General features: G+C 64.4%; 12 protein-coding genes and 1 tRNA gene. 6 read left to right on the top strand and 7 right to left on the bottom strand.

What is annotated here, in order from left to right; translation table 11 throughout:
• Window positions 1-57: 57 nt before the first annotated feature.
• From ACI2JX_RS03105 to ACI2JX_RS03085, 5 genes are read right to left on the bottom strand one after another with little or no spacing between them, the layout of a single operon-like run.
• Complete coding sequence (locus tag ACI2JX_RS03105; protein ID WP_186554850.1) at window positions 58-834, bottom strand: molecular chaperone; 777 nt, start codon at window positions 832-834, stop codon at window positions 58-60.
• A 36-nt stretch (window positions 835-870) separates the two neighbouring features.
• Window positions 871-1,374: a spore coat U domain-containing protein gene (locus tag ACI2JX_RS03100; protein WP_368972736.1), complete on the bottom strand. Its 504-nt coding sequence runs from the start codon at window positions 1,372-1,374 to the stop codon at window positions 871-873.
• Between the two features lie 3 nt (window positions 1,375-1,377).
• Window positions 1,378-1,911 carry a spore coat U domain-containing protein gene (locus tag ACI2JX_RS03095; RefSeq protein WP_264233100.1) on the bottom strand — a complete coding sequence of 178 codons (534 nt, stop codon included), beginning with the start codon at window positions 1,909-1,911 and terminating at the stop codon, window positions 1,378-1,380.
• A gap of 17 nt (window positions 1,912-1,928) precedes the next feature.
• Window positions 1,929-2,465, bottom strand: a complete 537-nt coding sequence (locus ACI2JX_RS03090; protein WP_264233099.1) for a spore coat U domain-containing protein — start codon at window positions 2,463-2,465, stop codon at window positions 1,929-1,931.
• A 30-nt stretch (window positions 2,466-2,495) separates the two neighbouring features.
• Complete coding sequence (locus tag ACI2JX_RS03085; protein ID WP_264233098.1) at window positions 2,496-3,023, bottom strand: spore coat U domain-containing protein; 528 nt, start codon at window positions 3,021-3,023, stop codon at window positions 2,496-2,498.
• A 333-nt stretch (window positions 3,024-3,356) separates the two neighbouring features.
• Between ACI2JX_RS03085 and ACI2JX_RS03080 the strand changes: the two genes are divergently transcribed.
• From ACI2JX_RS03080 to ACI2JX_RS03070, 3 genes are read left to right on the top strand one after another with little or no spacing between them, the layout of a single operon-like run.
• The gene (locus ACI2JX_RS03080) at window positions 3,357-5,600 is read left to right on the top strand and encodes an ATP-binding protein (RefSeq protein WP_404689342.1); all 2,244 of its coding nucleotides are present in this window, start codon (window positions 3,357-3,359) and stop codon (window positions 5,598-5,600) included.
• Between the two features lie 15 nt (window positions 5,601-5,615).
• Window positions 5,616-6,077 carry a response regulator gene (locus tag ACI2JX_RS03075; protein ID WP_085674579.1) on the top strand — a complete coding sequence of 154 codons (462 nt, stop codon included), beginning with the start codon at window positions 5,616-5,618 and terminating at the stop codon, window positions 6,075-6,077.
• 11 nt (window positions 6,078-6,088) lie between these two features.
• Window positions 6,089-8,473, top strand: a complete 2,385-nt coding sequence (locus tag ACI2JX_RS03070) for a hybrid sensor histidine kinase/response regulator (protein ID WP_186554856.1) — start codon at window positions 6,089-6,091, stop codon at window positions 8,471-8,473.
• 69 nt (window positions 8,474-8,542) lie between these two features.
• On the opposite strand, the gene ACI2JX_RS03065 is transcribed toward ACI2JX_RS03070, so the two are convergent.
• Window positions 8,543-8,617 (bottom strand) — tRNA-Gln (locus ACI2JX_RS03065).
• A 329-nt stretch (window positions 8,618-8,946) separates the two neighbouring features.
• Here ACI2JX_RS03065 and ACI2JX_RS03060 point away from each other — a divergent pair.
• Both ACI2JX_RS03060 and zapE read left to right on the top strand, forming a co-directional pair.
• A complete protein-coding gene (locus ACI2JX_RS03060) occupies window positions 8,947-9,189 on the top strand; it encodes a DUF465 domain-containing protein (RefSeq protein WP_264233096.1) in 243 nt (80 codons plus the stop codon).
• A 203-nt stretch (window positions 9,190-9,392) separates the two neighbouring features.
• Window positions 9,393-10,478 carry a cell division protein ZapE gene (gene zapE / locus ACI2JX_RS03055; protein ID WP_404689341.1) on the top strand — a complete coding sequence of 362 codons (1,086 nt, stop codon included), beginning with the start codon at window positions 9,393-9,395 and terminating at the stop codon, window positions 10,476-10,478.
• Between the two features lie 157 nt (window positions 10,479-10,635).
• On the opposite strand, the gene ACI2JX_RS03050 is transcribed toward zapE, so the two are convergent.
• Complete coding sequence (locus ACI2JX_RS03050) at window positions 10,636-12,525, bottom strand: propionyl-CoA synthetase (protein WP_404689340.1); 1,890 nt, start codon at window positions 12,523-12,525, stop codon at window positions 10,636-10,638.
• A 184-nt stretch (window positions 12,526-12,709) separates the two neighbouring features.
• Here ACI2JX_RS03050 and ACI2JX_RS03045 point away from each other — a divergent pair, with 184 nt between their 5' ends.
• On the top strand, window positions 12,710-13,999 hold the full coding sequence (locus ACI2JX_RS03045; RefSeq protein WP_404689339.1) for a leucine-rich repeat-containing protein kinase family protein: 1,290 nt from the start codon (window positions 12,710-12,712) through the stop codon (window positions 13,997-13,999).
• The last annotated feature ends 66 nt before the right edge of the window (window positions 14,000-14,065 follow it).

Below are 14,065 nucleotides of genomic sequence, written 5' to 3'. Positions count from 1 at the left end.
ACGGCTTCCAGCCATTGTCGGGTCCTCCATGGCCCCTGACGTCGTTTCACGATTGCTTCAACGGCCCTGGCTGATCGCCTGGGCCGCATCCTGTCCATTGACCCGGCCCTTGAGCACGCTGGCGGCACTCGGCGCGCTCGGTGCCGGCCAGCGCATGCTGGCGCCGGGCAACACATAGCCGAGCAGGCCTTCGACCACGGGTGTATCCCGGCCGCCCTGTTGCAACACCACATCAGTCAGGCGCGCATGCACCGGCCCTGTGTTGCGCAGCTCAAGGTAGGGCTTGCCTTGCACGCTGACCGGGCGCCAGCTCAGTTGCGGCTTGCCGACGCCCTCGGCGCTGCGCTTGCCTTCAGGGTCGGGCTTGCCCCACAAACCTTCGCCGTAGACGAACAGCGGCACCGAATAGCGCATTTGCAAGCGGATCGCCGCCAGGGTGCCTGCGCTGGGCGCATCGGCCGGCAGCGGCGAGGGGATTTCATCGATGATGATCCGGTAGGCCTGCTCCTGGCCGGCCGGTGAAGTGCCGGTACGGGTCAGGCGGATCAGCTGTTTTTGCCCTGGCGCGATATTGGCCACCGGCGGGCTGCCGATGATCTCGCGCTGGGCCTGGAACTGCTCCTGGTACTCGCCCTGGCGCCAGGCGAAAACCCGCACCTGCAAGCTGGCCGGCGCCGTGCCGCGGTTTTCCAGCCACAGTGCGCCGGCCTTCTGGTCAGCTTCGAGCACCGGGTCGATCGGCCAGATCAGCACCGAGGTGGCGGCCCCTGCTGGCACACTGGCCAGCAGCAGCAAACCGATCAATGTTCGCGCCCATTTTGCGCCTGCCCCCATGCTGCTCTCCTTCGCTGGTTGTGATTGATCCGGGCCTCACCAGGTCACCGTCACCTGCACCACATCGGTGTAGGTCCCGGCGGGCAGCGTGCCGCTCAACTGGGTGCGCCCGTACACCGGCAGCTTGATTGCCGTCGGGTCGCTGTAGCTCACGCTCACGCTCTGGCCAATCGCCAGGGCCTGGCTCAGGGCGGCGTCGCGATAGAGCTGGTAGGCGAGCAACTGGCTGCCGCCATTGCGTTTGAGGTTGCGGCTGCCGCTGGCGCTGTTCTGGCCGCCATCCAGGCTCATGCTCAGGGCCACCCCCGGGGTGCACTGGAAGGTCACCGTGGTGCCACCCAACGAGGTGCTCAGGGTGGCCGTGGACAGCGCCGATTGGCTGCCGAAATTCAGCACGCCATAGTTGCTCACCCCGCCCACCACCAGGCAGCCGGCGACAATCTGCGCGCTGACCTGGAAGGTGCTGCTGGTCACCGCCCCCAGCGGCAAGGCCAACAGCAGGCCGAGGGCGCCGACGCCACTGCGCAGCCAGGCGCTCATGGCTCAGAACGTCAGCTCGACTGCCACCGTGTCGGTATAGGTGCCTGCCGGCAGCCCGGCCTTGCCACGCGCCTGGCCATACAGGTTGACGGTCTGCGCCACGCCCGTGCTGGTCGGCAAGGTGATGGTGCCGTCGATGGCCAGCACCTGGGTGTGGCCGGCATCGGTGTAGAAGTCGTAGGGCACGAAGTTGCCGCTGCCATCGGCCAGGGCGCGAGTGCCACCGGTCGACTGGCCGTCATGAGCGCCGGCGCGCACGCGGATCGAAGGCACCGTGCCATTGGAGCAGAGAATGCTCATGGCGCCACCGCCCGGGCCGAGAACCTGGGCATTGGCAGTACCGAACAAGGCGTCCTGGGTACCGAAGTTTAGGCTACCGAAGTTCAGCCCCGAGGTGCCGGCGCTGCCGTTGACCTGGCAGGCGGCGGTCAGGGTCAGGGTCGAGTTGATCGTGCCGGTGACGGTCGCGGCCTGGGCCTGGGACGCCAAGGCCAGACCGAGGCCAGCGAGGATGAAGCAAGTGACATGAGTACGCATCGGAATCTCCTTGGGTGTTACCAGTCCAGGGTCACGCTGAGGGTGTCGCGGTACAGGCCTGCGGGCAGTGCGCGCGGTTGCGCGACCACCACGCCGTAGATCGGGATGGGGATCTGTCGGGTGCTGCTGATGGTGAAGGTGCGCGCCTGGCCGACCCCATAACGGTTATTGCCATTGGGGTCGACGGCCAGTTGATAGGGGATCAGTTCGCGGCCATTACTCAAGCGGCGCACGCCATCGCCGCCATTCTGGCCGCCATTGATACGCACGCTGAAAGCGCGCACCGACGGCGTGCAACTGATCTGCAACCCGCCCTCACCGCCCGCCTCGTCAACCCGGCCTTGCAGGGGCTGGTCCCAGCTTGGCCCACGGGCGCCGAAATCCATCACACCGGGGTTACCCAAGGTGGCCGGTTGCTGCGGGTCGCTGCTGATCTGGCAGGCCGCACTGATCACCAGGCGCGCCTCGATAAACCCGGTGGTGGTGCCGTGCACCACTGCGCTGGGCAACAGCAGCGGGCCGAGGGTCAGCAGCAGGAACGAGGTGCGGTTCATCGGGCGGCGTCCTTGTCCATGGCGAGATCCCTACCAGGTGAGCGTGACTTTGAGCAGGTCGGCGTACAGGCCTGGGCGTGGTACCCAGGCCAGTCGGTCGATCCGCGCGTAGAGCGGAAGTTGCGCCGAACCGCTGTCCGGCACCCGCGCCGCGTGCGCCACACCGACGCTCAGCGGTTGGCGCCAGGCGGCATCGCGGTAAAGGCGGTAAGGAATGGGCTTGGCCTGGCGGTCGTCGCTGGCCAGGAAACGCAGCTCGCCAACGCCGCCATGCTGGCCGCCGTCGACGCGGATCTGATAAGGCGTATCAGGGTTGCACTCCAGCCGCGGTGGGCGCTGGCTGAGCAGCACGCCGGACAACGGCGCGCCCGGCCCGTCCAGCCGCGCAACCGCGCCTAGGTCGATGCGACCCAGCGCTTGGGCGCCAGCTTCGCGCTGCTGGTTGACCAGCATGCAGCCGCGCTGCACCTGGACCCGCACTTCGAGCAAAAAGTCCGCCGCCAGGGTGCTCGCGCTTAACAGCAGGCCCGACAACACGGCCAGAAAGCGTCTCGTCACCTCGATATTCCTGTCTGTAGGTACTGAGCTTGAGGGTAGCAGCCAGGGGAGATAGCGCCGGGCTTGGCGACCCCTTCCTTGGCATTAATAACAAGGGCTTAGCGCAGGTTTGGACGGGGCTGGCGGCCTCATCGCGGGCGAGGCTACGCATACCGGGGCGCGATCTATCATTGTGAAAGAATTTTCTGACACAGCGGCAGAACCCCTGAACTTATCAGCCCTCAAATGGCCATATGCCGGCAAAGCAGACGACATTCTGATACCGTGCATGTGAAACATCCTGTGTCATGCGCATTCCGCCATGCGCGGACGGAACCGACAGGAGAACCTCTTTTGACTACTGCCCAGAACGCGCTCGACCAAGCGGTCGAACGCTGTGCCCAGGAACCGATCCAGGTCCCCGGCAGCATTCAGCCGCAGGGCTTTCTGCTGGTGCTGGACGAGCACGACCTGCGCATCCTCCAGGCCAGCGAAAACGCCGAGCGCTGGCTAGGCTTGCCAGCCCGCGAGTTGATCGGCTGCGCCTTCCCCGACCTGATCAGTGAAGGCTTCGACCTGCGCGCGCACCTTCAGTACCTGCCTGATGACGAAGTGTTTCCCTTCCATATTGGCGACGTGCAACTGCGCCAAGGTCCCGGCGGCGAGCGCATGCGGGTGCTGGTGCATCGCCATGACCAGGTGCTGATCAGCGAATTCGAACCGATTCGCTCAAGCCCCGGGCCGACCGGCCATGGCGACTATTACCCGCTGGTGCGTGCGTTCGTCAGTAGCGTGCACCAGGCAGGCTCGATCGAAGAGCTGCTGCAGCAGTCGGTGGTGCAGCTCAAGCGCATCACCGGTTTCGGCCGAGTCAAAGCCTACCGCTTCGATGCCGAAGGTAATGGCCAGGTGCTGGCCGAGGTGGCGGACCCTGGCTACCCAAGCTACCTGGGCTTGTGCTTCCCAGCCTCCGACATTCCGCGCCAGGCCCGCGAGCTGTACCGGGTCAATCGCATCCGGGTGATCGAAGACGCCAATTACCAGGCCTCGGTGCTTGTCCCAAGCAACAACCCGCGCACCGGCAAACCACTGGACATGAGTTTTGCCGCGCTGCGCAGCGTCTCTCCGGTGCACCTGCAATACATGCGCAACATGGGCACCCTGGCCTCGATGTCGCTGTCGATCGTGGTCGATGGCCAGCTGTGGGGCTTGGTCTCGTGCCACCATGAACAGCCGCACCGGGTCGACTTGCCGACCCGTACCGCCTGTGAGTTGCTCGGCAGCGTGCTGTCGCTGCAGATCGAGTCACGCGAGGCGCATACCAGCACCAGGACCCTGCTCGACATGCGCCAGCGCATCGTGCGCATGCTCGCCTCGATGGCCGACCATGACAACGTCAGCCAAGGCCTGCGTGCGCTGCCCGATGTGCTGCTGGACTTCGCTGGCGCCAGCGGCGCCGCTATCATCTCCGCCGAACGCTGCGACCTGATCGGCATCACGCCGCCAGAGGCCCAGGTCAACGCCCTGGTGCACTGGCTGGGCGGGCGTGGCGAGGTGTTCCACACCGACAACATTCGCCGCGATATCGACGAGCTGCCGGAACTGGCCGAACACGCTGGCGGCCTGCTGGCGGTGTCAATCTCGCAGATCCACTCCAATTACCTGGTGTGGTTCCGCCCCGAGCAGATCCGCACCGTGACCTGGGCCGGGCGCCCGGAAAAACACATCAGCGCGCAAGGCTCGCTCGACCCGCGCAACAGCTTCGAGCGCTGGCAAGAGCAGCTCAGCGGTTTCTGCCAGGCCTGGGATCCACTGGTCATCGAAGGCGCTCAGGAACTGCGCGGCGCGGTGTTCGGCATCGTCCTGCGCAAGGCTGAGGAGCTGGCGCAATTGGCCGGCGAGCTGAAGCGTTCGAACAAGGAGCTTGAAGCCTTCTCCTATAGCGTGTCACACGACCTGCGGGCGCCGCTGCGGCATATCGCCGGCTACACCGAGCTGCTCGGCGAGATCGAAGGCGCCGGGCTCAGCGAACGCGGCCGGCGTTTTTTGCAGCACATCGAGGAAGCCGCGCACTTTGCCGGCACCCTGGTCGACAACCTGCTCAACTTCTCGCAGATGGGCCGCTCGGCGCTGCGCCTGTCGGACGTCGACCTCAATACCCTGGTGGAGGCGATCCGCAGCGAAATGGCCCCCGACTATGCCGGTCGCGAGATCGTCTGGGAGGTCGAGCAATTACCCAGGGTGATCGGCGACCCAGCTTTCATCAACATGGCCCTGCACAACTTGATCGCCAACGCCATCAAGTACACCCGGGGCCGCCAGCCTGCGCGGATCAGCATCGGCGCCCGGCAACTGGAAAACGAAACCGAGATTTTCATCCGCGACAACGGCGTGGGCTTTGACATGGCCTATGCCGGCAAGCTGTTCGGCGTGTTCCAGCGCCTGCACCGCATGGAAGATTTCGAAGGCACTGGGATTGGCCTGGCCAGTGTCCGGCGGATCATCGAACGGCACGATGGCCGAGTTTGGGCCGATGGCCAGATCGACCAGGGCGCCAGCTTCCATTTCACGCTCCCGCGTAATTCAATCAATACCTGAGGCAACCGTACGATCATGCTCAAGCCCATCCTTTTGGTCGAAGACAACCCTAGGGACCTGGAGTTGACCCTCCTTGCGCTGGAGCGCAGTCAACTGGCCAACGAAGTCATCGTCTTGCGCGATGGCGCCGATGCCCTTGATTACCTGTTACGCCGTAACGCCTACGCCGATCGCGACGATGGCAACCCGGCGGTGTTGTTGCTGGACCTGAAACTGCCCAAGGTCGATGGCCTGGAAGTGCTCAAGGAAGTACGCGCGACCGCCGAGCTGCGCAGTATCCCGACGGTGATGCTGACCTCCTCACGCGAGGAGCCAGACCTGCTACGCGCCTACGAACTGGGGGTAAACGCCTACGTGGTCAAGCCGGTCGAATTCAAGGAGTTCGTCGCCGCCATCTCTGATCTTGGGGTGTTCTGGGCGGTGCTCAACGAGCCGCCACCTGGCTCGTTGCGCCTGAACCGGCGCGGCAGCAATTGAGCCTGGCGCCGATGCTGCCCAGCCCGCTGAAACTGCTGATGGTCGAAGACAGCTCGATGGACGCCGAGCTGAGCTTGCTGCGTCTGGAGCGCAGCGGCCTGCAGATTCAGTCGCAGTTGGTGTTCGACCATGTCGGCGTCGAGCACGCGCTGCGTGAAGCCAGCTTCGACCTGATCCTGTGTGACTGCGTGCTGCCCGGCTCCTCCGGCACCGAGGTGCTGGCGATTGCCCAGCGCCTGGCACCGGATGTGCCGTTCATCTTCCTGTCGGGCATTTACGGCGAAGAGCACGCGGTGGAGATGATCCGCCTCGGCGCCACCGACTACGTGCTGAAAAAGAACCTGCCGCTGCTGCCCAAAGCTGTGCGCCGGGCACTCACCGAAGTGCAAGAGCGCCAGCGTCGGCGCCGCGCCGAAGAGGCCTTGGCCGATGTCGAGGCGCGCGCACGGATTGCCATCGATGCCGCCGGCATGGGCACCTGGGACTTTCGCCCCGAAGACGGCCTGCTGCTGTGGGACGACCGCTGCAAGACCCTGTTTGGCCTGCCCACCGATACCGAGATGAGCCTGGATGTGTTCTACGCGGGCATCTATCCCGATGACCGGGAAATGGTTCGCAACGCGGTCGAGCAAGCCATGCTGCCCACCAGCGATGGCCGCTACCGGGTTGAGTTTCGTATCGCCCAGGCCAACGGCCTGGAGCCACGCTGGTTGCTCAGCAGCGGCCAGTGTCAGTTTGTCGAAGAGCGCTGCGTGCGGTTCTCCGGCGTGCTGCAGGACATCCAGCAACAGCGCCAGGCCACCCAGGCGCTGAAACAGCTCAACGAGATGCTCGGTGAGCGCGTCGAGCGACGCACCCGCGAACGCGACCGCGCCTGGGAGTTGTCCCAGGATTTGCTCGCGGTGCTTAACAAAGACCTCACCCCCGTCGCGCTCAACCCTGCCTGGGAAGCCAGCCTGGGCATCTCGCGCGAGCGCCTGAGCCAGACCTCGCTGCTGCACCTGTTGCCCGAGCAGGATCAGGAGTCGTTTCTTGCCGAACTGGCGGCCCTCGCCCATGGCCGCACCAGTGCGCGCTTCGTGGGCCGCATCCAGCATGCCAGTGGCCAGCAGCGTTGGTTGTCGTGGGTGGTGGTGCCGGAAGACACCCTGCTCTACGTAGTGGCGCGCGACATTACCAGCGAGCGTGAATCGTCCCTGGGCCTGGCCGAGGCCAACGCCCGCCTGCGTGAGCAGATCGATGAGCGCGAACGAATCGAAGCGGCGCTGCAACAGATGCAGCGCCTGGAAGCGGTTGGCCAGCTCACCGCAGGCGTGGCGCACGATTTCAATAACCTGCTGACGGTGATCCTCACCGGCGCCAGCTTCCTTGAACGCGACCTGGACAAGGCAAACTACGAGAAGGCCCGCAGCCGTCTGCAACACATCCGCGAAGCGGGCGAGCGCGGCGCCAAGCTGACCTCGCAATTGCTGGCGTTCTCCCGCCGCCAGCGCCTGGAGCCGGTGCCGCTGAACCTCAACCAGACCTTGGCCGGCCTTGAGGAGCTGCTGCGCCGCACCCTGGGTGGCAACATTTCGGTGCGCCTGGACCTGGACGACAGCCTCTGGCAAGCGCTGACCGATCCGACCCAAACCGAAATGATCATCCTCAACCTGGCGATCAACGCCCGCGACGCCATGCCCGACGGCGGCCAATTGACCCTGACCACGCGCAACACCCAGGTGCTGGCCCGCCCGCAGCGACCGGAGGACCCCGAGCCTGGCGAGTACGTTTCGCTGTCGATCCGCGACACCGGCTGCGGCATGAGCGAGGACGTGGTGGGCAAGGTATTCGAACCGTTCTTCACCACCAAGGACATCGGCAAGGGTTCAGGGCTGGGCCTGGCCCAGGTGTTCGGCTTTGCCAAACAATCCGGTGGCGGTGTGCGCATCGATACCGCACCGGGGCATGGCACGCTGGTGTCGGTCTACCTGCCGGCGGTCAAGCAGCCGTACGTGCTTGAAGCGGCAGTGGTCAATCAAGCGCAGCCGCTGGCGGCCGAGGGGCGCGATCGCACCGTGTTGCTGGTCGACGATGATCACCTGGTACGCGACATGATTGGCGATGTGTTGCGCCTGCACGGCTATCAGGTGCGCCAGGCGCATAGCGGCGAGCAGGCCTTGGTGCTGCTCGATGAGCACATCGACCTGCTGCTGACCGACTTCGCCATGCCCGAATTCAATGGCGCGCAGTTGGCCTTGGCAGCGCGCACGCGTTTTCCCAAGCTGCCGGTGGTGATCCTGACCGGCTATGCCGAGCTGCAAGGCCTGGAGTTGGCCGATAGCCTGGTGATCCAGAAACCGGTGCAGGCGCAAGTACTGGCGCAGGCATTGAACGATCTGTTGGGAGCGGTCTGAGCAGGAAGCTCGGCCGTTTTTCAAACGAAGAAAGCGGGAGAGTGTTGGAGGGTAAAGCGAGGAGGAAAATGGCAGGGGCGGCTGGATTCGAACCAACGCATGGCAGGATCAAAACCTGCTGCCTTACCGCTTGGCGACGCCCCTGTATCGGATGCGACGAGTGCTGGGCACTGTCGTTCTGACAACTCCCCTTGGATGACAACATGGGTTGCTGTCGGGGAATGCGCGGCACTTTAACAACAAACGTTCGATGTGGGAAGTTTTTTTTAAAAAAAAATTGCCGGAAAACAGCAGGTTAGTCATTGGCGAGCTGTGTGAGCCTCATCCGATGCAAGCGCGCTCCCACGGGTAGCGCGGTGATCGTGCAGGCACCTCTCGACCATCCGTCGTAATTTCCCAACGCTGCCTCAACACAATCGCCTCGCCCCCTTCCAATCAGATAAGCCATATCAGCGCATCACAAGGAGGGCGCCATGCCAGTTTCCCATGACCTGTACCAGGACCTGCACTACCCGCGCGAGATCGTCCAGCAACGCCGCCAGCAAGACCCGAAGCTCGATCGCCTGCTCGACGAGTACATCGATATCGACAATCAGGTGCTGGCCGCAGAAGCGATCTCGGCGGGCATCGCCAACGATGACGATCTGCATCGCCTCAAGGAGCGCCGCCTGGCGGTCAAGTACATGATCGAACGGCAACTCGAACGCAAAAGCTGAGTCGCGAGACTGCTCGAGCATCGCCGGCGTGCGCGCATCCACAAAGCACCAAGCAGGGTCAGCTGACCAGCGACGTTGACCGGTATCCGCCCAGTATCGGAGCTATCGCATAAGGTGATCGTTGCCTGCCTGTTTATCTATTGGTCAAAATAGCCGCCCTCGCGCATGCTGCGCCCTGCCCTGTTCTTCGAGGAGCTTTCGCTTTGTCCGCCTGGATCCCTACGCCGCTGCGCCACCTGCACCAGCGCCTGCGCAGCGATGCGCGCGCCGACGGCGCGCTGCTGGCCAGCTTCGAGGATAAAGCCCGCGAACGTGGCTACACCCTGAGCGCCGGCCAGCGCCGGGTAATTGCCTGCATGGCCGAGCAGTTGGCATTGCTGGAGCAAGGCCAGGCACGCAGCCTGTACCTGCATGGCGCGGTTGGGCGGGGCAAAAGCTGGCTGCTCGATGGTTTTTTCCAGGCGCTTGCAGTAGAGGCCAAGCGTCGCCTGCACTTTCATGACTTCTTCGCTCGCCTGCACCAGGGCATGCATCGCCACCGGGCGCTGGACGATGCCTTGGGCGCGACCCTCGATGAGTTGATCGGCGAGTGTCGCGTGCTGTGCTTCGATGAGTTCCATGTGCATGACATTGGCGATGCCATGTTGCTGACCCGGCTGTTCACGGCGCTGTTCGAGCGGGGGATTTTTGTCCTCCTGACGTCCAACTATGCCCCTGAGGGGCTGCTGCCCAATCCGTTGTATCACGAGCGTTTTCTGCCGGTGATCCGCTTGATCAACGGCCGCATGCACGTGCTCGAAGTGGGCGGCGATACCGATTTTCGGAGCCTGCCCGCCAACCGCGCGCACCAGCGCTTTACCCAAGGCCACTACGTGTGGCCGGGTGATGCGCAGCAGTTGCAGGGGCTGCTGGTGCCCGCTACCGAACCGATCATGCTGGAGGTGAACCAGCGTCCGCTGCGCGCACTGGCCAGCGATGAGCGACAAGTGATGTTTGGCTTTGCCGATTTGTGCGAGCAGGCGACGGCGGTGATCGATTATCTGCACCTGGCTGGGCGTTATGAACGCTGGGTGATCGCAGGTCTGGATGACCTGGCCGAGTGCTCGCTGGCGGCGCAGCAGCGCTTCGTCAACCTGGTAGATGTGTTGTATGACCAGGACTGCGAGCTGGTGGTGATTGCGCGGCGGCCGCTGGCGGAAAGTCTGGGTGGGGCGATTGCTGATCTGATGCGTACGCGCAGTCGCTTGGGGCAGTTGCATCAGGTTGGGCCGGTAACGCGCTTGGACTGAACCGACGCTATCGCGGGGCAAGCCCGCTCCCACAATAGCGCAATGTTCACAGATGGCGTGGAGGCGCTATCTCGGGTGGCGTGGAGGACGAACTGACGCTATCGCGGGTGGCGTGGGAGCGGGCTTGCCCCGCGATAGCGATATCAGCGCTGCCGCATCAGCCAGCCCTGGGCAAATCCGCCAGCACCCCTTCAATCTCGCCAAGCACCGCCGGATCATCCAAGGTCGAAGGCGGCACATAATCCTGGCCATCGGCAATCTTGCGCAACACGGCCCGCAGGATCTTGCCCGAGCGAGTCTTGGGCAAACGCTTGACCAAGCGCACCTGGCTAAAACAGGCCAACGCGCCGATATGTTCGCGCACGCTGGCCACCAGGTCCTTCTGCAATTGCTGCTCGCCAATCCCTTCGCCATCCTTGAGCACCACCAGTGCCAACGGCACCTGCCCTTTGATCTCGTCATGCACGCCGATCACCGCGCATTCGGCCACTGCTCGATGGCGTGCCACCAAGTCCTCCATTTCGCCAGTCGACAGCCTGTGCCCGGAGACGTTAATCACATCGTCAGTGCGGCCCATGATGTAGACGAAGCCATCGTCATCCAGATACCCGCCGTCGCCGGTGTGGTAGTAGCCCGGATAGGTGTGCAGATAAGCCTGCAGATAGCGCTCATGATCACCCCACAGGGTCTGGCTGCAACCGGGTGGCAGCGGTAATGCGATCACGATCGCGCCTTGCTGGTTGGCCCCCAGCAATTGGCCGTCGTCATCCAGCACCTGCACGTGATAACCGGGCACGGCGCGATTACTCGACCCAGGCCGGGCGGCGCTGCCCTCAAGGCCGACACAAGGCGCGGTGACCGGCCAGCCGGTTTCGGTCTGCCACCAGTGATCGTGCACCGGCTTGCCGCTGACCCGCTCCAACCATTGATGGGTGCTGGAGTCGAGCTTCTCCCCTGCCAGGAACAACTGGCGCAACGAGCTCAAGTCATGCCGGGCGATCAGTTCGCCATCGGGGTCTTCCTTGCGAATCGCACGCATGGCAGTGGGCGCGCAGAACAGCGCATTGACCTGGTACTGCTCGACTACCCGCCAATACGCCGAGGCATCGGGGGTACGGATCGGCTTGCCTTCGTAGAACACCGTGGTGCAGCCGTTCATCAATGGCCCATAGACGATCAGCGAGTGGCCGACCACCCAGCCCACGTCGGAGATCCCCCACCAGACATCGCCGGCCTGCATGCCATAGATATGGCGCATGGCAAAGCTCAGGGCCACCGCGTTGCCGCCGTTCTCGCGCACGATGCCCTTGGGTTTGCCGGTGGTACCGGAGGTGTACATGATGTACAGCGGATCGCCCGCATCCAGCTCGACCGGTGGCACGGGCTGGGCGTTGGCCAGCGCTTGATTCCAGTCGAGGTCTCGCCCGACTTGCAGTTCAGCGCGTGCCTGCGGTCGCTGCAGCACCAGCACCTGCTTGGGCTGATGCGCGGCCAGCTGCAGCGCGCGGTCGACCAGCGGTTTGTATTCGATCACCCGCTCGAACTCCAGCCCGCATGAGGCGGTGAGCAGCAGCGTCGGCCGGGCATCGTCGATGCGCAGCGCCAGCTCGTTGGCGGCAAAGCCACCGAACACCACCGAATGCACCGCGCCAATCCGCGCACAGGCCAGCATGGCCATCGCCGCCTGGGGCACCATGGGCATGTAGATGATCACCCCATCGCCCTTGCGCACGCCCAACTCGCGCAACAGCCCGGCCAGGCGCGCCACTTCATCGCATAGCTGCTGGTAGCTGAAGCGCTGCTGCACGCCGGTCACTGGCGAGTCGTAGATTAGCGCGGTCTGCTCGCCGCGGCCCTGCTCGATCTGATGATCGAGCGCCAGGTAGCAGCTATTGAGGCGGCCATCGGCGAACCAGCGGTGGGTACCGTCGGGGTTGTCTTGCAGGGTCTGCAAAGGCTTGCGATACCAGGCCAAATGCTCGGCCTGCTCGGCCCAGAAGGCCACGGGATCGGCAATGGAACGGGCGTAGCTGTGCTGGTAAGTCATGTCGGTCGCAACCTAAATACTTGTTGTTATTGAAGGGCGAGCTTTCAGTATGGACCGCCAGCACGCGCCTGCCATGGGACGAAAGTCCATAACCGACCTGCAAATTCGCAGACCCGGCGCCACGCCCAGGGTGAATTTGCCGGTATCATGCCGGGCCCTGCCCCAGCACCCGTGCCACTGCCCCATGCATAGCCTCGACGACCTCAAAGCCGGCCGCCTGCGCGGCATCACCCGCCTCAACCTCAAGCAAGGCCTCGAGCAGTTCCCCGAGGAAATCTTCGCGCTGGCCGAGAGCCTGGAAATACTCGATCTGAGCGGCAATGCCCTGAGCACGCTGCCCGAGGATCTGCATCGGCTGACCCGGCTCAAGGTGCTGTTCTGCTCCAACAACCGCTTCACCCACCTGCCCGTGGCACTGGGACGCTGCGCGAAGCTTGAGACCATTGGCTTTAGGAGCAATCAGCTCAGCGAGGTAAGCGGCGCCGCGCTGCCGCCCAGCGTGCGTGCGCTGATCCTCACGGACAACGCGCTTGAACGCTTGCCAGACAGCCTGGGCCAATGCCATCAGTTGCAAAAGCTGATGCTGACCGGCAATCGCCTGAGCGCCCTGCCGGCAAGCCTGGCTGATTGCCAACGGCTGGAGTTGTTGCGTATCGCCAGCAATCGTCTCACCAGCCTGCCCGACTGGCTGCTGCACATGCCGCGCCTGGCCTGGTTGGCCTATGCCGGTAACCCACTGCCGGAGGGCTTTGTCGCGCCCCCTGTCGATGCCCCGTGCCCGAGCATAGCCTGGCAAGACATCGAGCTTGGGGCTGAGCTCGGTCGCGGCGCTTCCGGCTTGATCCACCTGGCGCACTGGCGTGGCCAGGACGCGCCACTGGCGGTCAAACTGTACAAAGGGGCGATTACCAGCGACGGCTCACCCCTGGCGGAAATGAGCGCCTGCATCGCTGCCGGTGATCACCCGCAACTGGTGCGCCTGGCCGGACGCATCGACGACCATCCGCAGCGGTTACCGGCCCTGGCAATGCAGTTGATCCCCGCCCATTGGCACAACCTCGCCGGGCCGCCGAGCCTGGCCAGCTGCACCCGCGACCAGTATCCGGACGCACGCCGTTTATCGCCCACGGCGCTGCGCCGCCTGGCCTTGGGCATCGCCTCGGTCTGCGCGCACCTGCACGCCCGTGGCCTGAGCCATGGCGACCTGTATGCCCACAACATCCTCTGCGATGACCACGGCCAGTGCCTGCTCGGCGACTTCGGCGCGGCCTCTTTCCACCCAACAGCCGAGCAGCCTGCCGCCGTCCTTTTGCAGCGTTTGGAAGTACGCGCCTTCGGCATTCTTCTGAGCGAACTGCTGGCGCACTGCGCGCAGCCCGATGAGCAGCTGCAGGCATTGGCCGAGCACTGCCAGCAGGCCGACGTCGCCCAGCGCCCAAGCTTCAGCGAACTGCTGGCGCTACTGGCGCATTGAGCGGCACTGCCCCAACCCGGTGCGAAGCCTCTAGAATACCCGCCACCTACCTCAACGAGCGCAGCC

This window comes from Pseudomonas sp. NPDC088890 (assembly GCF_044900155.1).
GTDB classification, from domain to species: Bacteria; Pseudomonadota; Gammaproteobacteria; order Pseudomonadales; family Pseudomonadaceae; genus Aquipseudomonas; species Aquipseudomonas urmiensis.
The sequence above is the reverse complement of the archived record's forward strand: the minus strand, read 5'-3'. Positions and strand labels throughout refer to the sequence as shown.